Source organism: Inhella sp. (genome assembly GCF_027532025.1).
Lineage (GTDB): Bacteria > Pseudomonadota > Gammaproteobacteria > Burkholderiales > Burkholderiaceae_C > Inhella.
On sequence record NZ_JAPZSY010000053.1, the window covers coordinates 50,778 to 68,525 of the forward strand.

Annotated in this window: 16 protein-coding genes; 9 read left to right on the forward strand and 7 right to left on the reverse strand. The window is 69.7% G+C overall.

Annotation, left to right across the window (positions count from 1 at the left end):
• Positions 1–3: 3 nt before the first annotated feature.
• The 3 genes from O9335_RS08735 to O9335_RS08745 are packed head-to-tail and all read right to left on the reverse strand — an operon-like array spanning position 4 to position 2,846.
• Complete coding sequence (locus tag O9335_RS08735; protein ID WP_298386637.1) at positions 4–888, reverse strand: NAD(P)-dependent oxidoreductase; 885 nt, start codon at positions 886–888, stop codon at positions 4–6.
• Positions 885–2,246: a Xaa-Pro dipeptidase gene (gene pepQ / locus O9335_RS08740; protein ID WP_298386641.1), complete on the reverse strand. Its 1,362-nt coding sequence runs from the start codon at positions 2,244–2,246 to the stop codon at positions 885–887. Before pepQ ends, O9335_RS08735 begins: the two co-directional genes overlap by 4 nt.
• Before the next feature lie 12 nt (positions 2,247–2,258).
• Entirely contained in the window at positions 2,259–2,846 is a 588-nt protein-coding gene (locus O9335_RS08745; protein ID WP_298386644.1) for a 5-formyltetrahydrofolate cyclo-ligase, read from the reverse strand.
• 15 nt (positions 2,847–2,861) lie between these two features.
• Here O9335_RS08745 and O9335_RS08750 point away from each other — a divergent pair, with 15 nt between their 5' ends.
• Complete coding sequence (locus tag O9335_RS08750; protein ID WP_298386647.1) at positions 2,862–3,236, forward strand: TfoX/Sxy family protein; 375 nt, start codon at positions 2,862–2,864, stop codon at positions 3,234–3,236.
• A gap of 258 nt (positions 3,237–3,494) precedes the next feature.
• Here the strand turns inward: O9335_RS08750 and O9335_RS08755 are convergent, their stop codons facing one another.
• On the reverse strand, positions 3,495–3,695 hold the full coding sequence (locus O9335_RS08755; RefSeq protein WP_298386650.1) for a hypothetical protein: 201 nt from the start codon (positions 3,693–3,695) through the stop codon (positions 3,495–3,497).
• 127 nt (positions 3,696–3,822) lie between these two features.
• Positions 3,823–4,398, reverse strand: coding sequence for a 5-formyltetrahydrofolate cyclo-ligase (locus O9335_RS08760; RefSeq protein WP_298386653.1), 576 nt, complete (start codon positions 4,396–4,398; stop codon positions 3,823–3,825).
• On the opposite strand from O9335_RS08760, the gene O9335_RS08765 reads away from it, so the two are divergent.
• From O9335_RS08765 to fdhD, 6 genes are read left to right on the forward strand one after another with little or no spacing between them, the layout of a single operon-like run.
• Positions 4,397–6,445, forward strand: a complete 2,049-nt coding sequence (locus O9335_RS08765) for a lytic transglycosylase domain-containing protein (protein WP_298386656.1) — start codon at positions 4,397–4,399, stop codon at positions 6,443–6,445. The genes O9335_RS08760 and O9335_RS08765 overlap by 2 nt on opposite strands.
• On the forward strand, positions 6,442–7,413 hold the full coding sequence (locus tag O9335_RS08770) for a complex I NDUFA9 subunit family protein (RefSeq protein ID WP_298386659.1): 972 nt from the start codon (positions 6,442–6,444) through the stop codon (positions 7,411–7,413). Before O9335_RS08765 ends, O9335_RS08770 begins: the two co-directional genes overlap by 4 nt.
• A 24-nt stretch (positions 7,414–7,437) precedes the next feature.
• Positions 7,438–8,136 (forward strand): glutathione S-transferase family protein, encoded by a 699-nt coding sequence (locus tag O9335_RS08775; RefSeq protein WP_298386661.1) that lies wholly within the window; start codon positions 7,438–7,440, stop codon positions 8,134–8,136.
• A 34-nt stretch (positions 8,137–8,170) separates the two neighbouring features.
• Positions 8,171–9,415: a multifunctional CCA addition/repair protein gene (locus O9335_RS08780; protein WP_298386664.1), complete on the forward strand. Its 1,245-nt coding sequence runs from the start codon at positions 8,171–8,173 to the stop codon at positions 9,413–9,415.
• Entirely contained in the window at positions 9,412–11,706 is a 2,295-nt protein-coding gene (locus tag O9335_RS08785) for an FdhF/YdeP family oxidoreductase (RefSeq protein ID WP_298386669.1), read from the forward strand. Before O9335_RS08780 ends, O9335_RS08785 begins: the two co-directional genes overlap by 4 nt.
• Entirely contained in the window at positions 11,703–12,623 is a 921-nt protein-coding gene (gene fdhD / locus O9335_RS08790) for a formate dehydrogenase accessory sulfurtransferase FdhD (protein ID WP_298386672.1), read from the forward strand. The genes O9335_RS08785 and fdhD overlap by 4 nt, the downstream gene beginning before the upstream one ends.
• 25 nt (positions 12,624–12,648) lie before the next feature.
• Here the strand turns inward: fdhD and O9335_RS08795 are convergent, their stop codons facing one another.
• Positions 12,649–12,987, reverse strand: coding sequence for a hypothetical protein (locus tag O9335_RS08795; RefSeq protein WP_298386674.1), 339 nt, complete (start codon positions 12,985–12,987; stop codon positions 12,649–12,651).
• A 22-nt stretch (positions 12,988–13,009) separates the two neighbouring features.
• Entirely contained in the window at positions 13,010–13,306 is a 297-nt protein-coding gene (locus O9335_RS08800) for an ADP-ribosyl-(dinitrogen reductase) hydrolase (protein ID WP_298386677.1), read from the reverse strand.
• Positions 13,307–13,443: 137 nt separating this feature from the next.
• On the opposite strand from O9335_RS08800, the gene O9335_RS08805 reads away from it, so the two are divergent.
• Both O9335_RS08805 and O9335_RS08810 read left to right on the forward strand, forming a co-directional pair.
• On the forward strand, positions 13,444–17,037 hold the full coding sequence (locus O9335_RS08805) for a DNA methyltransferase (RefSeq protein ID WP_298386680.1): 3,594 nt from the start codon (positions 13,444–13,446) through the stop codon (positions 17,035–17,037).
• A gap of 153 nt (positions 17,038–17,190) precedes the next feature.
• Entirely contained in the window at positions 17,191–17,616 is a 426-nt protein-coding gene (locus O9335_RS08810) for a hypothetical protein (protein ID WP_298386683.1), read from the forward strand.
• Positions 17,617–17,748: the final 132 nt, after the last annotated feature.

Sequence of the window (17,748 nt, forward strand, 5' to 3'; positions counted from 1 at the left end):
CGGTCAACGCAGGCGCTTGATCAAGCTGCTGGTGTCCCAGCGGCGGCCGCCCAGGGCCTGCACCTCGGCGTAAAACTGGTCCACCAGGGCCGTGACGGGCAGGCGCGCGCCGTTGCGGCGGGCCTCGTCCAGCACCAGGCCCAGGTCCTTGCGCATCCAGTCGACGGCGAAGCCGAAGTCGAAGCGGTCTTCCAGCATGGTGGGGCCGCGCTGGTCGAGCTGCCAGCTTTGCGCCGCGCCGCCGCCGATCACCTTGAGCACCGTGGGCATGTCCAGGCCCGCCTTCTCGCCGAAGGCCAGGGCCTCGCTCAAGCCCTGCACCAGGCCGGCGATGCAGATCTGGTTGACCATCTTGGTCAGCTGCCCGGCTCCGGCCTCGCCCAGCAGGGTCACCGCCTTGGCGTAGGCGCGCAGCGCCGGGGCGGCGCGCTCGAAGGCCTCGGCGTCGCCGCCGCACATGACGGTCAGCTGGCCCTTTTGCGCACCCACCTCGCCGCCCGACACCGGCGCGTCGATGAAGGCCACGCCCTGGGCCGCGCAGGCGGCGTGCAGCTCGCGCGCCAGCTCGGCGCTGGTGGTGGTGTGGTCGGCCACGATGGCGCCCGGCTGCAGCGCTTGCAGCACGCCCTGCGGACCGGTGACGACCTCGCGCACGTCGGCGTCTTTGCCCACGCACAGGGCCACCAAGCGCGCGCCTCGCGCCGCCTCGGCCGGGCTGGCGGCCGTGGCGCGACCGTGGGCGGCCGACCAGGCTTGCGCCCGCTCCGACCCGCGGTTGTAGGCCGCCACGTCAAAGCCCGTGCGGATCAAGTGCCCGGCCATGGGGCCACCCATGGCGCCCAGGCCGATGAAGGCGACGCGGTCGCCGGCTTGCAGTACCGTGGTCATGCAGTCGCGCCCGCGAAGGCGTCCCGGGTGAGGTTTTCAGGGGCGGCACCACCGGCGCGGCAGGCCACGTCGTCTTCGATGCGGATGCCGCCGTAAGGCTTCAGCGCCTCCACGCGCGCCCAGTCCACGTGCGCGGCTTCGGGCGCGGCGGCCAGCTCTTGGAGCAGCAGGGGGATGAAGTACAGGCCGGGCTCGATGGTGACCACCATGCCCTCGGCCAGCGGGCGCGTCAGGCGCAGGTAGGGGTGGCCTGCAGGGCGCTCGCGGCGGGTGCCTTGGGCGTCGATGGCCAAACCGGCCACGTCGTGCACCTGCAAGCCCAAGAGGTGCCCGATGCCGTGGGGGAAGAACACGCGGCTCAGCCCTTCAGCCACGGCGGCTTCGGCGCTCAGGCCGCGCAGCAGGCCGGTGTCCAGCAGCAACTGAGCGATGCGGCGGTGGGCGTCCAGGTGGATGGCCACGTAGTCGGTGCCGTCGCGCACCTGGTCGACCAGGGCCAGTTCCAAGGCTTCCATGCCGGCCAGCAGGGCGGCGAAGTCGTCGCGCGCGGCACCGGCGGCATGGGGGTGGAGGTAGGTGCGGGTGATGTCGGCGGCGTAGCCCCCGAAGCCGGCGCCGGCGTCGATCAAAAAGCTCGTGGGCTCGGCCGGCACTTCGCGGTCCTGGTGCTGCCAGTGCAGCACGGCCGCGTGCGCGCCCAGGCCCACGATGTTGCCGTAGGGCAGTTGGCGCTCGGCCACGCCGCAGGCCTGCAGGTAGGCGGCGTGGATGCCGGCCTCCGAGGCGCCGGCCTCGAAGGCGGCCTGCGCCGCGCGGTGGCCGCGCACCGCGATGCGGCTGGCCCCGCGCATCTGCGCCAGCTCGTAGGGCGATTTGTAGGCGCGGGCGAAGTGCAGCGCGTCGATCAAGCCCTGCGGGTTGTTGGGCACCAAGGCACCTTGCGACGCGTCGGCCTCGCCGATCACCGCCAAGCGCTGGCCCTGCGTGGCCTGGGTCAACAGCGCCTCGGCCGCCTCGGGCGTGCGCACCACGGCGATCTCGAAGGCGTCCACCCAGTAGCCGGCCGGGGCCTCGGGCACGGCGTGCCAGTAGTCCTCGGGCTGCAGGTAGACGAGCAAGGGCTTGGCGCCGGGGCGCACCAGCAGCCAACTGCCGGGGTGCTGGTTCAGCGGCACCCAATGCACGAAGTGCGGGTTGGGCTGGAAGACGTAGGGCCGGTCGTCGAGGAAGGCAAACTTCTCGATGCCGCTGGCGATGGCCAGCGCGTCGAAGCCGTGCTGCGCCAGCAGCACTTCGCTGCGCTGCTGCAGGGCCTGGACATGGGCCAAGTAGGCGGTGGGGATGGCGGTGTCGTGCATGGGGCGATTGGTTCAGTCCAGTTGACCCCAGGCGGGGCCGGCGTCGGTCAGGATGGCGTCCAGCGGCTTGTCGTCCACCTGCGCGCGCAGGCCTGGCACCCAGCTCACGCTGTAGGCCAAGCCCACGGTGATGGGGCGCGGCTCGCGCTGCCGCAGCGTGCGCTCCACGAAGCCGCCGCCGTAGCCCACGCGCAGGCCGCCGTCGCCATAGCCCAGGCAGGGCACGAGGATGAGTTCGGGTTCGAAGGCCTCGGTGCCCAAGGGCTTCAGGATGCCGAAGGCGTCCTCCTGCATGGGACAGCCGGGGTACCAGACGTGGTAGCTGAGCGTGCCGCTGTCTTTGTGCTTGACGGGCAAGCCGATGCGGCGCTGGGGCTGGTCTTCGCCCCATCGATAGAGGGCCGGCAGCGGGTCGAACTCGCCCTTGATGGGCCAGTAGGCGCCGATGCGCTTTTCGGGGCGGCGCAGCAACCAGACGCGCAGCACCTCCTGCAACTGCGCCGAGCGCTGCAGTCGGTTGGGCAGTTCTTGGCGCAGCTCGATCAGCACGTCGCGCAGGGCGCGTCGGGGGTCGGCCGGGCTTGCAGAATCGGAGCTCATGAGCCCTGGATTGTGATGACCAAAGCCACCGACCCGTTCACCAGGCATTGCCTGGAGCTGTTGAGCCCGCTCGGGCGCCCCCGTGCCAAGGCCATGTTTGGGGGCGTGGGGCTGTACTTGGACGACCTGTTCATCGCCCTGCTGGCCGACGACCGGCTGTACCTGAAGGTCGATGCACGGCACCGGCCGGCGTTCGAGGCCGCCGGTTGCGAGCCGTTCCGCTACACGATGAAGGACGGACGCGAGATGACCATGGGCTACTGGACGGCGCCCGAAGACGCGCTGGACTCGGCCGAGGCCATGCGCCCCTGGGCGCGTCGCGCCATGGAGGCCGCGTTGGTGGCGGCCAATGCCAAGCCGTCGCGCAAGGCGCGCCCCCGGCAGGACTAGGAGTCTGCGCGGCAGAAGCCCAGGCCGTCGCCGAGATCCCGGGGGGCGACAGGCTAGGCGCTGGCGACGCCGCGTGGCGGGCTACGTCAGGAGCCGGCAACGACGCTTGTCGCCCCCGCGGCTCGGCCCGAAGGGTGGCCCCTGGATCCGGCGCAAGCGTTGTCGCTCCTTCTTGTGGACACGAGTCCACGGCGGCGTCGCTCCTAGCCTGCGCCGGACAAGGGGCCACGCCGGCCTGGGCTTCTGCCGCGCAGACTCCTAGCGCCCGCCCAACAACCGCGCCGGCAACGTCACCACAGCGCGCAGCAGCCCGAACACCCCGTCCACCGCGATGCCCAGCACCCGAAAGGGCAGCAAAAGCAGCCACACCAGGGGCCAGAGGAGCAAGGCCAGCACGGCCAGAGGCCAGCTGACCAGGGCCAGCAGCAGCCAAAGGATCAAACCGGTGAACGTGGACATGGGCGACTCCAGCAAGCAAGAGCGCATCGTGGCGCCTTCGGCGCCGGGCGTTGCGCTCGATGCGACAGGCTGCGCGGCGCGACCCCCGAACCGCAGCGGGGCGCGACGGTAGGGCACCCGGGGGCGATCAGGGTGCCCAGACCTCACGCTCCGTCACCACCACCGTCAGGGGCACGTCGTGCGCTTGCACCTCGAAGTCGCACTCGCCCACGCTCCAGGCCAGGCCCACGGCCGTGGCGCCCGGGTGGGCGGCCAGCCAGCGGTCGAAGTAGCCACCGCCATAACCCAAACGGCAACCATCGCGCGTCACGCCCAAGCAGGGCACCAGCACCACGTCGGGGTCGGCCCACGCGCCCTGTGCCGTGGGGATGTCCATGCCGTCCTTCGCGGTGGGCACGGCCCCGTCCCACAGGCGGTAGCGCATGGCGCCCCCCGGCTCGGCGTGCGGCAAGGCCAGGCTCACCCCCGGCAGGGCATGCGCCGTCCAGTAGGCCGGCGCGTCGAATTCCCCGGCCAACGGCCAGTACAGGCCCAGGCACACCGGCTCCAACTGGCGCAACACCTCGGCCAAGCGCTGGCTCAAGGCCGCGTGAGCCCCGGCCCCCTCGGCACTGGCCAGCCAAGCCCGGCGGGCGGATTGGAGTTGCGTCCTCAACGCAGAGCGCGGCGAAGGCGAGGGGTTTTCGTGTTCAATGGCGTCCATGCGTGTCTTGAAGTTTGCTTGGGTGATGGTGGCGGCTGGTGCCGCATTGTTGGGGTCTGGCGCCTCGTTGGCCCAGGGGATGGCGGTCGACGACCCCCTGATGGCGGCTGCGCGCGAGGCCTGGCGCCAGCGCGACCGCGCCGATCTGGCGGCCCTGAGCGAGCGCGCTCAGGCCGAGCAGCACGTGCTCTCGTCCTGGGTGGACTACTGGGCCCTGTTCTCCCGCTTGCCCAGCGCCACCACGGCCGATGTGCAAGCGTTTTACCGCCGCTGGCCGGGCAGCTACGTGGAAGACCGCCTGCGCAACGACTGGCTGCTGGAGCTGGGCAAGCGGCGCGATTGGTCGGCCTTCGCGGTGGACTACCCACGCTTTCGCATGGACGACGACCGTGAGGTGCACTGCATGGCTGGGTTGGCCGAGCACGCCTTGGGTCAGGGCCCCTTCAAGCCCAGCAACGAGCCCTTCAAGGCCCGGGCCCTGGCCGCTTGGCTGGCGCAGCGGGAGCCGACCGAGGCTTGCACGCTGCTCGGGCAGACCCTGAGCGACGGGGCCAAGCCCGTGTTCGGGCGCCAGGAGCACTGGGCCAAGCTGCGAAGCAGCGTCGAGGCCAACCGACTGGCCACCTTCAAGCGCACCGCCAACCTCACGGGCCGTCACCAGGAGGCGGGTTTGGTGCGAGCGTTTGACGACCCCACGCGCTTTCTGCTGCGTCAAGCCAAAAGCCAAAGTCGTGGCGAGTTGGAGCAGGCGGCCGTGGCCCTGGTGCGCCTGGCCGCCAGCGACACCGACCGCACCGCGCAGTTCATGCGGCAGCGCTGGAGCGCCGTGCTGCCGCCCGACCTGGCGCAATGGGTGTGGTCGCAACTCGGTCGCCAAGCCGCGCAGCGACTGGAGCCTGGCGCCCACGCATTCTTCGAGCGAGCCTTGGCCAGCGGGCCCTTGCAGCCCTGGGGGGACGACACCTGGGCCTGGGCCGTGCGATCGGCCCTGCGCGCCCACGAAGGCGCGGGCGACTGGGCCTTGGTGCACCGCGTGCTCGACGCCATGCCCGAGGCCCAACGGCAGGCCGACCCCGCCTGGCCTTACTGGCACGCCCAGGCGCAGTACCGCACCGCGCCCGAAGGGCCGGCGGGGGATGCCGCCCGCCGCGCCGCCCGCGCCGCCTTGCAGGCCCAGGTGCAGCCACTCACCTTCTACGGGCAGTTGGCGGCCGAAGACCTGGGGCTGACTTGGCGACTGCCGCCGACACCGGCGCCGCTCACCGCCGCGGAGCGCCAAGCCGCGGCACAAAACCCGGGCTTGAGCCGCGCGCTCGCGCTCATCCGCTTGGGCCTGCGCAGCGAAGGCGTGCGCGAGTGGAACTTCAGCCTGCGCGACATCGCCGCTCAGGGCGATCGCGCCCTGCTGGCCGCTGCGCAGCGCGCCTGTGACGCCGAGGTCTGGGACCGCTGCATCAACACCAGCGAACGCACCCGGCAGGACATCGACCTGGCCCAGCGCTACCCCACGCCGTTCCGCACGCAAGTGACCCAGCACGCCCAGGCGGCTGGTCTGCATCCGGCCGACCCGTTCGGGCTGATCCGCCAGGAATCGCGCTTCATCCTCGACGCCCGCAGCGGCCCGGGCGCCAGCGGCCTGATGCAGGTCATGCCCGCCACCGCGAAGTGGACGGCCAAGAAGATCGGGCTGCGCGATTACCAACCCAAGCAGATCCACGACGCCGACACCAACCTGCAAATCGGCATGGGCTACCTGCGACACGTGCTGGCCGCCTTCGACGGCGCCCTGCCCTTGGCGGCGGCGGCCTACAACGCGGGCCCAGGGCGCCCCACGCGCTGGCGCGAAGGCGTGCGCATGGACGCCGCCGCCTGGGCCGAAACCGTGCCGTTCACCGAGACCCGCGATTACGTCAAGAAAGTGCTGGCCAACGCCACCGTGTACGCCCGCCTGCTGGGCCAACCCGAGGCGCAGTTGCGCCAACGCCTGGGCCAGCGCATCGGCCCGCGCCCCACGGGCAGCCCCAACCCTGCGGAATCTCTGCCATGAACTCCCAGCCCCTTCGCATCCTCGTGCTCGGCGGCAGCGGCTTTGTCGGCCGCGCGCTGTGTGAAACCCTGCAGCGGCAAGGCCACCGCGTCACCGTGCCATCGCGCCGCGAACGCCAGGCGCAAGGCTTGGCGCATTTGCCGGCCATCACCGTGGTGCGGGGCGATGTGCTGCGCGATCCGACCCTGCTCGCGCGCTTGCTGCCGGGGCACGATGCCGTGGTCAACCTCATCGCCATCTTGCAAGGCAACGAAGCCCGCTTCGAGGCCGTCCACGTGGACTGGCCTCGGCGCCTGGCTCAGGCCTGCCTGAGCAGTGGCGTCACGCGGCTGGTGCACGTCAGTGCCCTGGGTCTGTCGCCGAACCCCGCCGACGACGCGAAGGCGCCCTCGCGCTACCTGCGCTCCAAAGCGCGGGGCGAAGCGGTGCTGCGCGGTCACGCGGGCTTGCGGCTCACCGTGCTGCGGCCCTCGGTCATCTTCGGCGCGGGCGACCGCTTCCTGAACCTGTTTGCCGGCCTGCAGGCCATCAGCCCGGTCATGCCCCTGGCCGGGGCGCAGGCCCAGCTCCAACCCGTTTGGGTGGGTGACGTGGCCGAGGCCATCGCCCGCTGCCTGGCTTGGCGCGACACCGAGGGCCAAACCTACGAATTGGCCGGCCCCGAAGTCAAAACCTTGCGCGATCTGGTGCGCCTGGCCGGCACCTGGAGCGGCCACCCGCGCCCCATCCTGCCCCTGCCCGGCCCTCTGGCTTGGCTGCAGGCCCTGGCCTTGGAATGCCTGCCGGGCGAGCCCCTGATGAGCCGCGACAACCTGGGCTCGCTGCGCGTCCCCAACGTGGCCAGCGGCCACCTGCCCGGCCTGCGCGAGCTGGGCATCGCCCCCCACAGCTTGGCCGCCGTGGCCCCGAGCTACCTGGCCCCCGGCCAGGGCGTGGCCCGGCTGGACGGCCTGCGCGCCCGGCGCTGAGCGCCCTGCACACCTGGAGACCCCATGCAACTCGTCATCGGCAACAAGAACTACTCGTCCTGGTCCATGCGCCCCTGGGTGCTGCTGACCCACTTCGGCATCCCCTTCACCGAGGTGATGCTGCGCTTCGACACCTTCCAAGAAGGCTCGCGCTTCAAAACCGCCGCCGCGCAGTACAGCGCCACCGGCAAGGTGCCGGTGCTGGTGGAGGACGACGGCTTCGTCACCTGGGACACCCTGGCCATCGCCGAGCGCTTGGCCGAGCTGGCTCCGCAGCACGCGGTGTGGCCCACCGACGCGCGCCAACGCGCCCGCGCCCGCAGCCTGGCCGCCACCATGCACAGCGGCTTTGGCGACCTGCGCCGCCTGTGCCCCATGAACATCGACGCCGAGCTGGCCGCCGTGGGCCGCCGCCTGCTGGCCACCGAGCCCGGCCTGAAGGCCGACCTGGCGCGCCTGGAGGCCCTGTGGGGGCCCGAGCTGCAGCGCCACGGCGGCCCCTTCCTGTTCGGGCCTTTCAGCGCCGCCGATGCCTTCTTCGCCCCCGTGGCCATGCGCGTCACGCGCTACGGCCTGCACCTGTCGGCCCCGGCCCAGGCCTACGTCCAAGCCCTGTGCGACAACGCCGCCGTGCAGGCCTGGGTGGCCGGCGCCCTGGCCGAGAAGGACTTCGTGGCCGAGGACGAGCCCTACCGCACCGACCCCAGCCAGCCCTTCGTCTGACGCCCCTGGGGCGGGGCTTGCGACACTCCGCCCCATGGAGATCTACGAAGTCGGCGGCGCCGTGCGCGACGCCCTGCTGGGCCAGCCCGTCAGCGACCGGGATTACGTCGTCGTGGGCGCCACGCCCGCGCAGATGCTGGCCCAAGGCTTTCAGCCCGTGGGCAAAGACTTCCCGGTCTTTTTGCACCCCGAGACGCACGCCGAGTACGCGCTGGCCCGCACCGAGCGCAAGACCGGCCCCGGCTACAAAGGCTTTGCCGTGCACGCCGCGCCCGGCGTCACGCTGGAAGACGACCTGGCGCGGCGCGACCTCACCGTCAACGCCATCGCCCGCGCGGCCGACGGCACGCTGATCGACCCCTTCCACGGCCAGCAGGACCTGCGCGACCGCGTGCTGCGCCACGTCAGCCCCGCCTTTGAAGAAGACCCGGTGCGCATCCTGCGCCTGGCGCGCTTCGCGGCGCGCTGGCCCGACTTCACGGTCGCCCCCGAGACCCTGGCCCTGTGCCAACGCATGGTCGAGGCCGGCGAGGTCGACCACCTGGTGCCCGAACGCGTGTGGCAAGAAATCGCCCGCGGCCTGATGGAGGTGGGCCCCGCGCGGATGCTGGCCGTGCAGCGCGACTGCGGCGCGCTGGCGCGGCTGGCGCCGGAGCTGGACGCGCTGTGGGGCGTGCCCCAGCCCCTGGAGCACCACCCTGAAGGCGACACCGGCACGCACATCGAGCTGGTGCTGGCCGAGTGCGTGAAGGCCCACGCCCCGCTGACCGTGCGCTTCGCCGCGCTGACGCACGACCTGGGCAAGGCCCTGACCCCCGCGCACGAACTGCCCCGCCACATCGGCCACGACGCCAAGGGCCGCAAGCCGCTCAAGGCCCTGTGCGAGCGCTGGAAGGTGCCCAACGACTGCCGCGAGCTGGCCGAGCTGGCCTGCGCCGAGCACATCCACGTGCACCAAAGCTTGGGCTTCGGCGCGGCCGCCGTGTGGCGCCTGCTGCAGCGCAGCGACGCGCTGCGCAAGCCCGAGCGCTTCTTGCAAATGCTGCAGGTCTGCCAGCACGACGCGCAGGGCCGCACCGGCCTGCACGATCGCCCCTACCCCCAGCGCGCGCGCTTGGGCCAAGCCCTGACCGCCGCGCAGGGCGTGGACAGCGCCGCCGTGAGCGCGCCCCTGCTCGCCGCCGGTGCGCCGGGCGAGGCCATCGGCCGCGCCGTGGCCGCCGCCCGCGAACACGCCATCGCCGAAGCGCTCCTCAACATCGACACCGTACCCGCATGAGCCGCCCCTCCACTCCCCCTCCCGCCGGCGGCCGCGGCGCCGTCAAGGCCGCCCTGGACGCCTTCAGCGAGCAAGGCATCCCGCTCAAGGTCGTCCGCAGCTTCCTGAAGGCCAACAAGCCCGAGGGCTTCGACTGCCCGGGTTGCGCCTTCCCCGACCGCCCCGGCGCCTTCGGCCCTGACAGCTGCGAGCAGGGCCAGAAGGCCATCGCGTGGGAGATGACGCCCAAGAAGGCCGACGCCGCCTTCTTCGCGCAGCACACGCTCAGCGAACTGCGCTCTTGGTCCAACCGCGACCTCGAAGCCGCCGGCCGGCTGACCGAGCCGCTGCGCTTCGACGCCGCGCAAGACCGCTACGTGCCCATCGGCTGGGGTGAGGCCTTCACCCTGGCCGCCGAGGCGATGCGCGCCTTGGCGCCCGAGCGCGTGAGCTTTTACGCCAGCGGCCGCAGCAGCAACGAGGCCGCCTTCCTGTGGCAGCTGCTGGCCCGCGCCTACGGCAGTGGCAACCTGCCCGACAGCAGCAACCTCTGCCACGAGCCCTCGGGCCTGGCGCTGAAACAACAGATCGGCGTGGGCAAGGGCACGGCGCAGTTGTCGGACTTCGAAGCGGCCAAAGAGGGCGATTGCATCTTGGTGGTGGGCCAGAACCCCGCCACCAACCACCCCCGCCTGATGGGCACCCTGCACGCCGCTGCTAAGCGCGGCGCCACGGTGCTGGCGCTCAACCCCATCGTGGAGCGCGGCTTCGTCAACTTCGCCGACCCCAAAGACCTGGGCGAGATGCTGACCAACACCGGCCGCCGCGTGGCCAAGCGCGTGGTGCCGGTGAAGATCGGCGGCGACTTGGCCGCGCTCAAGGGCGTGGCCAAGCAGTGGTTCGAGTGGGAGTTCCAAGGCCGCTCGGTCTTCGACCTCGATTTCATCCACACCCACACCCGAGGCTTCGACGCCCTGGCCGCCGACGTGAAGGCCACGCCCTGGGACGCCATTGAGGCGCAAAGCGGCCTGCCGCGCGCGGCCATCGCCGAGCTGGCCGAGGAGCTGGCGCGCGCGAAGGCCACGCTCATCACCTGGTGCATGGGCCTGACCCACCACGAGCACGCGGTGGCCACCATCCAGATGCTGGTGAACCTGCAGCTGCTGCGCGGCCAGATCGGCCGGCCCGGCACCGGCGTGGTGCCCGTGCGCGGCCACAGCAACGTGCAGGGCGACCGCACCATGGGCTGCACCACCAGCGTGAGCGAGCGCTGGCTGGCCAACCAAGAAGACGCCTTTCCCGGCTTGCGCCTGACCCGCGCCGTGGGCCTGGACGCCACGGCCACCGCCGAAGGCCTGGTGGATGGCAGCGTGCACGGCCTGCTCTCCTTGGGCGGCAACTTCGGCGTGGCCGGGGCCGACGCGCCGCGCGTGCTGCAGGGCCTGTCAGGCACGGCCTTCACCCTGCACATCGCCACCAAGCCCAACCGCACCCACCTGCACCCCGGCCGCACCGGCCTGCTGCTGCCCTGCCTGAGCCGCACCGACCTCGACCCCGCCGGCCCCATCAGCGTGGAAGACAGCATGAGCCTGGTGCACGCTTCGCGCGGCATCCAAGCGCCCTTGAGCCCGCTGATGCGCAGCGAGCCCGCCATCGTGGCCGGCCTGGGCGCTGCGCTGCTGGGTGAGGCCAGCGTGCGTTGGCACTGGCTGGCCGAGGACCACGCGCGCATCCGCGACGCCATCGAGCGCTGCCAGCGCGGCGTGTTCGACGGCTTCGACGACTACAACGCCAAGCTCCAGCAGCCCGGCGGCTTCTGGCTGCCCAACGCCGCCGCGCGCCGCGAGTGGCGCACCGCCAGCGGCAAGGCGCAGCTCGTGCCCCAAGCCCTGCCCCAGCAAGGCGCCGTGGCCCGCGCCTGCGCGCAGCTGCCGCAGAGCGAGCGTGCCCAGGTGCTGACGCTGATGACGGTGCGCAGCCACGACCAGTTCAACACCACGGTGTACGGGCAGGACGACCGCTACCGCAACGTCTTCGGCACCCGCACCGTCGTCTTCGTCAACGAAGACGACGGTCGGCGCTTGGGGCTGATCGAGGGCCAGCGCGTGGACGTGGAAGGCCTGCCCATCGACGACGGCCAAACCCGCTGGCTGCGCGGCTTCGAGGTGCGCTGGCTGGCCATCGCCCCGGGCTGCGCGGCGGCCTACTTCCCCGAGGCCACGCCCCTGGTGCCCCTGGGCCTGGTGGCCCAAGGCGCGCGCACCCCGGCGGCCAAGGCCTTGCCTATCCGCCTGCACGCAGCAACGGCATGAGCGGCGACACCCCCGACCCCGAACACACCTCCGTTCGCCCTGAGGTATCGAAGGGCTCGCTTGACCGCGGCACCGAATGGGCCACCCTGCCGCCCGAGGCCTACGCGCAGGGCTGGTCCAGCACCCACGCCCAACGCCATGAAGGGCCTGCGGCCGAGCCGTGCACCGAAGCCGTGGTGGAAGAAGCCCCGGTCACCCTCGTCTTCAACGCCCAGCACGCCCAGGTGCTGATGGCCACCCCGCTCGACGTCGAGGCCCTGGCCCTGGGCTTTTGCCTGAGCGAAGGCCTGATCGAGCGCGCCGACGAACTGCTCGAACCGCTGCAGGCGGTGCCCGCCGGCGCTGGCCTGAGCGTGCTCGTCACCCTGCCGCCCGCGCGCCTGGCCGCGCTGCACCGCCGCCTGCGCCAGGGCGCGGCCGTGGGCGCCTGCGGCCTGTGCGGCCTGCCCGACCAACAAGCCGCGCTGGCCCTGCCCCCGCCGCGCACCTTCACCACCGAGGCCCCAACCGCCGAAGCCATCGCCCGCGCCCTGCAGGCGCTGCCCGACGCACAACCGCTGAACCAACGCACCGGCGCCGCCCACGCCGCCGCCCTGGCCGCCCCCGACGGCCGCTTGCGGGCCGTGATGGAAGACGTGAGCCGCCACTGCGCGCTGGACAAGCTCATCGGCCACGCCGCCCGCGCCGGCCTGCCGCTGCGCGAGGGCTTCGTGCTCATGAGCAGCCGCGCCAGCTTCGAACTGGTGCAGAAGGCGGCTCGGGTAGGCGTGCCGGCCCTGGTCACCGTGTCGGCCCCCACGGGCTTGGCGCTGCGCGCGGCGCAGCGGGCCGGGCTGCACGTGATGGGCTTTGCGCGAGAGGGAAGGGTGACCAGTTACAGCGGTGAAAGCTACTCGGACCGCGCCCTTCGTTCTTAATCGAGTTCGGTATTCAAGCTACTGCTCAAGCGACCTTCTTCCGACGCTCCGGCAAAAGCGACTTTTCGTTCGCGAGCGTGGCCTTCTCTTGTTCCGCTTCCAAGATTTCCTTCAAGGCGTTCGGCACAAACCGCGCTAGAACATCGCGCATCAACGGCTGGTAACCAACGCCGTGAAAGTGCGCAATCAGCTTGTATTGCTCGATCAACTGTCGAGGCAAACGAATCGAAATCGCTTGAAGGCCAAGCGCTTCGTCAAGTGCTGCCTCGTGGGTGGCGTCAGCCACGGCGACGTACTTTTCGTCGCGCCCAAGGAGGCCTTCTTCCCAAGCCTCGATGGTGTTCGGGATCTTTGCTGCGGCCATTCTTCTCTCCGTACTCGTTATTTCAGTAAGCGACGCCGCCGTACTTGGCGTAGATCGCAACCTCATCGGCGTTCGGCTCAAAGGCTGATTTCAAATCGATTGCGAGTCCTGTCTGTATATACACAATCTTCAGGAGACGACCCTGGTTGGTCTTTGACAAAAACCAAAGCGTGGGCGGGTTGGTCTTGTGTCTTGCACGCTTGTCTTCCAAAAGACGCCCTAAGCGGTTCATGAAGCAGTGTTCGACCTCCCTGCGATCGACTCCGTGCTTTTCCCTGAGCTTCTTTGCCACCGTGTCGGTGATCTTTAGGTTCTGCATCTCGCTCCCAACTTTTCGCCGGACTGTCGAGTGTAGTCAATTTGTATATACATTGACAAGCGATCACGACACCCTACCGATGATTCAACGACTTGGCAGCCAAGAAGTGCCCAGCGTCCCTCATACAGTCGCCCGCCATGACCGCCCCCGCTACACCAGTCACCGCCGCTGCCCAAGCCTTCATCGCCCGCTGGCAAGGCGTCACTGCCTCCGAGCTGGCCACCTCGCAGTCCTTCGTCATCGAGTTGTGCGAGCTGCTGGGCGTCGAGCGCCCGCACCCCACGCCCGAGCAGGCCTACGAGTTCGAGCGGCCCGTCACCTTCCAACATGGCGACGGCAGCACCAGCGCCGGCCGCATCGACCTCTATCGGCGCGGCCACTTCATTTGGGAAAGCAAAAAGTTCAAGCCCAACGCCGGGGGCGACAAATCCGCCAAGCGCTTTGACGAGGCCCTTCTGCGCGCCCGATCGCAAGCCGAGGCCTATGCCCGCGCCCTGCCCGCCAGCGAAGGCCGGCCGCCGTTCCTGGTGGTGGTCGATGTAGGTCACGTGATCGAGCTGTACGCCGAGTTCAGCCGCAGCGGTGCCACCTACACGCCCTTCCCCGACCCGCGCAGCCACCGCATCCGCTTGGCCGACTTGGAGCAGGAGAGCGTTCGCCAGCGCCTGCGCGCGCTGTGGACCGACCCGCTCTCGCTCGACCCCGCCCGCGCCAGCAGCCGCGTCACCCGCCAAGTGGCGGCCGAGCTGGCCCTGCTCGCCCGCTCCCTGGAGCAAGACGGCCACCCGGCCGAAACCGTGGCCGCCTTCCTGACCCGCTGCCTGTTCAGCATGTTTGCCGAAGACGTGGGCCTGCTGCCCAAGCCCGCCGCCGCCCCCGATGGCAACGACGGCGCCTTCAGCCACCTGCTGCGCCAGTACCGCAGCCAGCCCGACACCCTGGCCCGCATGCTCACGGTGTTCTGGCAGGGCTGCGACACCGGCGGCTTCAACGCCGCCATCGCGACCGACGTGCTGCACTTCAACGGCAAGCTGTTCAAGGGCGCGTCTCAAGCCGGCTACGCCCTGCCCCTCAAGCCCGAACAGGTGGACGGCCTGCTGCGTGCCGCCCAGGCCGACTGGCGCGAGGTCGAGCCCGCCATCTTCGGCACCCTGCTGGAGCGCGCACTCGACCCCACCGAGCGTCACGCCCTGGGCGCGCACTACACGCCCCGCGCCTACGTCGAGCGCCTGGTGCTGCCCACCGTGGTCGAGCCCCTGCGCGACGACTGGGCGAACGCCCGCGCCGCCGCGCTGCTGCTCGTCACCGAGGCCGAGGCCTTCACCGCGCCCAAAGACGCCAAGAAGCGCGAGGCCAAGATGGCCGAAGCCCGCGACGAGTTGCACCGCTTCCACCACCAGTTGTGCACCGTGCGCGTGCTCGACCCCGCCTGCGGCAGCGGCAACTTCCTTTACATCACGCTCGAACACCTCAAGCGCCTGGAGGGCGAGGTGCTCGACACCCTTGCCCAGCTTGGGGAGGCGCAAGACAAGCTCGAACTTGCCGGCGAAACCGTCACCCTGCAGCAGCTGCGCGGTATCGAGCTCAACCCCCGCGCCGCCGCCCTGGCCGAGCTGGTGCTGTGGATCGGCTGGCTTCAATGGCACCTGCGCACCCGCGGACCCCAAGGCATTGCCGAGCCCGTGGTGCACGACTACAAAAACATCGAGTGCCGCGACGCCGTGCTAGCCCACGACGGCGTAGAGCCCGAGCTAGGCGAGGACGGCAAGCCGCTGATGCGCTGGGACGGCAAAACCACCAAGCCCCACCCGGTGACGGGCGAGCCCGTACCGGACGAGGCAGCGCAGGTCATGCAGTGGCGCTACTTGAACCCGCGCGCCGCCGAGTGGCCGCTGGCGGATTTCATCGTGGGGAATCCGCCGTTCATTGGCTCCAAGCGCATGCGATTTGCATTGGGCGATGGGTATGTGGATGCACTGCAATCGGCATGGCCAGAAGTTCCAGAGGCCACCGATTTCGTGATGCGCTGGTGGCACAAGGCTGCCCTTGAAGTCAAAGCGCTGCGAAGCCGCAGATTTGGCTTCATTACCTCAAACAGCATCGCCCAGACTTATGTTCGTCGGGCAGTCGAGCCTCACTTGCAAGGGGCGCCGGCACTGGCACTTTGCTTCGCCATTCCTGACCATCCTTGGGTCGACAGCGCCGATGGAGCGGCCGTACGAATCGCCATGACAGTGGGCTGCCTCGCGCCTGTCCAAGGGCAACTGATGGAAGTGACGGACGAGCGCACTGGGAGCGGGGAAGGTGAGGATTTGGTACGCAAACTGCGAACGTCCACCGGTCGCATCGGCGCGGACCTCCGTGTTGGCGCCGACGTGGCAGCAGCCCATGTCCTTCGCGGAACGCTGAGCTTGGCCAGCGTCGGATTCAAGACCATCGGCAATGCGTTCCAGGTCGACGAGATCACAGCGCGCAGGTTGGGGCTTGGCGTTGCCCCAGGCGCCGATGCCCACATCCGTCCGTACCTGAATGGCCGCGATTTCGTGTCCAACCCTCGGGGTCTGTTCGTGATCGACTTCTTTGGGCTCAGCGAAGAGACAGTCCGAGAGCAGTTTCCCTCGGCCTATCAACACCTCATAGACCGCGCCAAGCCAGAACGCGATCAGAACGCCAATGCCGTGTTTCAACGCCTTTGGTGGGTCATTGGGCACCCGCGCCCGCAGTTCCGAGCCGCCACAGCGGGTCTATCTCGCTACGTCGCCACTGTGGAGACGGCCAAGCACCGCGTGTTTGCCTTCCTGCCGGTCGGCACCGCTCCAGACAGCACCTTGGTGACAGTCGCCTGCTCGGACGCCTTGCATTTGGGTGTTTTGTCGTCATCGATGCACGTGGACTGGGCCCTTGCCAGCGGCGGCCGGCTCGGCGTTGGCAACGACCCCCGCTACAACAAGTCCCGCTGCTTCGAGACTTTCCCCTTCCCCGACGACGACACCGGCCTCACGCCCGAACTGACCGATCGCATCCGCACCCTGGCCGAGCAGCTCGACGCCCACCGCAAAGCCCGCCAAGCCGCGCACGAGACCGTCACGCTCACCGGCCTGTACAACGTGCTGGCCAAGCTGCGCCGCGGCGAGGCGCTGAACGCCAAAGACAAGCTGCTGCACGAACAAGGCTTGGTGGGCGTGCTCAAGAGCCTGCACGACGACCTGGACGCCGCCGTGCTGGCCGCTTACGGCTGGAGCGACTTGGGCCCCGTGCCCTGGGCCGACGACGAGGCGCACCGCGCCTGGACCGAAGCGGTGCTGACTCGCCTGGTGGCCCTGAACCAACGCCGCGCCGCCGAAGAAGCCCAAGGCCGCGTGCGCTGGCTGCGCCCCGAGTTCCAAGACCCGGCGCGCCGCCAAGCTCTCGCACCCACGCCCACGCAAACCATGCTGGCGGTGGAAGCGGCGCCAGACCAGTCGGCTGCGGCGGACGAAGCGGACGGCGACACCCCCGCCACCGCGCCGGCCGCAGCCCTCACCCGCCAACCCTGGCCGGCCGAACTGCCCGCGCAAATGCGCGCCGTGGCCGAAACCCTGGCCCGCCTGCCCGGCGCCGTGAGCGAGGCCGCGCTGGCCGAGCACTTCACCGGCCGCGGCCCGTGGAAGAAGCGCCTGCCGTCCATCTTGCAAACTTTGGAAGCCCTGGGGCGAGCGCAAGCCACGGATGCGGGTTGGCGAGGCGTTTAGCTTCGGGACTTAGCGATGAGCAACGTGTGACCTGCTCGTCTTGAACTGCGTCGCTAAAGTCGGCTCTTGACGAGCGGCTACAAGCTCCGTCGCAGCGCCTCGACATCCGCTAACTACGGCGGGGCATAACTAGAAGATTTACAGGGAAGTGACTTGAGCGCGACGAATCCGCCCATACACGAGAGCGAACAAACTGACTTGACGCCAATCGTTGTTCGCTCTGAACAAGAGGCTTTCGAACTCCTTGAGGCTGCGCTAGCCGGCAAGGTTGGTCCATGGAGCGACCTGAGATTTGAAGGATGGCCGAACTTAACCATCTATCTCAAGGGCAAACAGTTCGACCAAACCATCACCACGTCGGTGATGAGATCGCTACTTGACCTCCAGTCGGACATCAATCAGGCATATGCCGCAGCCCGGCACGGTGACCCTGGCAAAAGGCTGACAGACGCGGAACGGTCCGCCTTGGAGTTGAAGGTTAAGGTTGCGGGGGGCTCCACTCACCTCTCTGTCGATGTACAAGCCTTAGCAGTTGAGTTCATCAAGCAGACCGCTGGAAAATTGACACCCATGGAGTGAACCGCCCCGGGTTTCGAGGAGGCTCAACAATCTGAAAGGATTGAGCCATGAGCAAGTCGAACAAGTTTTCGCCTGAGGTGCGTGAGCGCGCGGTGAGGATGGTGCAAGAGCACCGCGGGGAGTACTCGTCGC

What these genes read in the sequence shown, in the direction of transcription:
- O9335_RS08760 (WP_298386653.1), bottom strand. Translation starts at nt 4,398, where the DNA reads ATGGACGCCATTGAACACGAAAACCCCTCGCCTTCGCCGCGCTCTGCG.
- O9335_RS08805 (WP_298386680.1), top strand. Translation starts at nt 13,444, where the DNA reads ATGACCGCCCCCGCTACACCAGTCACCGCCGCTGCCCAAGCCTTCATC.
- O9335_RS08780 (WP_298386664.1), top strand. Translation starts at nt 8,171, where the DNA reads ATGGAGATCTACGAAGTCGGCGGCGCCGTGCGCGACGCCCTGCTGGGC.
- O9335_RS08745 (WP_298386644.1), bottom strand. Translation starts at nt 2,846, where the DNA reads ATGAGCTCCGATTCTGCAAGCCCGGCCGACCCCCGACGCGCCCTGCGC.
- O9335_RS08755 (WP_298386650.1), bottom strand. Translation starts at nt 3,695, where the DNA reads ATGTCCACGTTCACCGGTTTGATCCTTTGGCTGCTGCTGGCCCTGGTC.
- O9335_RS08800 (WP_298386677.1), bottom strand. Translation starts at nt 13,306, where the DNA reads ATGCAGAACCTAAAGATCACCGACACGGTGGCAAAGAAGCTCAGGGAA.
- O9335_RS08750 (WP_298386647.1), top strand. Translation starts at nt 2,862, where the DNA reads ATGACCAAAGCCACCGACCCGTTCACCAGGCATTGCCTGGAGCTGTTG.
- fdhD (WP_298386672.1), top strand. Translation starts at nt 11,703, where the DNA reads ATGAGCGGCGACACCCCCGACCCCGAACACACCTCCGTTCGCCCTGAG.
- O9335_RS08735 (WP_298386637.1), bottom strand. Translation starts at nt 888, where the DNA reads ATGACCACGGTACTGCAAGCCGGCGACCGCGTCGCCTTCATCGGCCTG.
- O9335_RS08775 (WP_298386661.1), top strand. Translation starts at nt 7,438, where the DNA reads ATGCAACTCGTCATCGGCAACAAGAACTACTCGTCCTGGTCCATGCGC.
- O9335_RS08770 (WP_298386659.1), top strand. Translation starts at nt 6,442, where the DNA reads ATGAACTCCCAGCCCCTTCGCATCCTCGTGCTCGGCGGCAGCGGCTTT.
- pepQ (WP_298386641.1), bottom strand. Translation starts at nt 2,246, where the DNA reads ATGCACGACACCGCCATCCCCACCGCCTACTTGGCCCATGTCCAGGCC.
- O9335_RS08785 (WP_298386669.1), top strand. Translation starts at nt 9,412, where the DNA reads ATGAGCCGCCCCTCCACTCCCCCTCCCGCCGGCGGCCGCGGCGCCGTC.
- O9335_RS08765 (WP_298386656.1), top strand. Translation starts at nt 4,397, where the DNA reads ATGCGTGTCTTGAAGTTTGCTTGGGTGATGGTGGCGGCTGGTGCCGCA.
- O9335_RS08795 (WP_298386674.1), bottom strand. Translation starts at nt 12,987, where the DNA reads ATGGCCGCAGCAAAGATCCCGAACACCATCGAGGCTTGGGAAGAAGGC.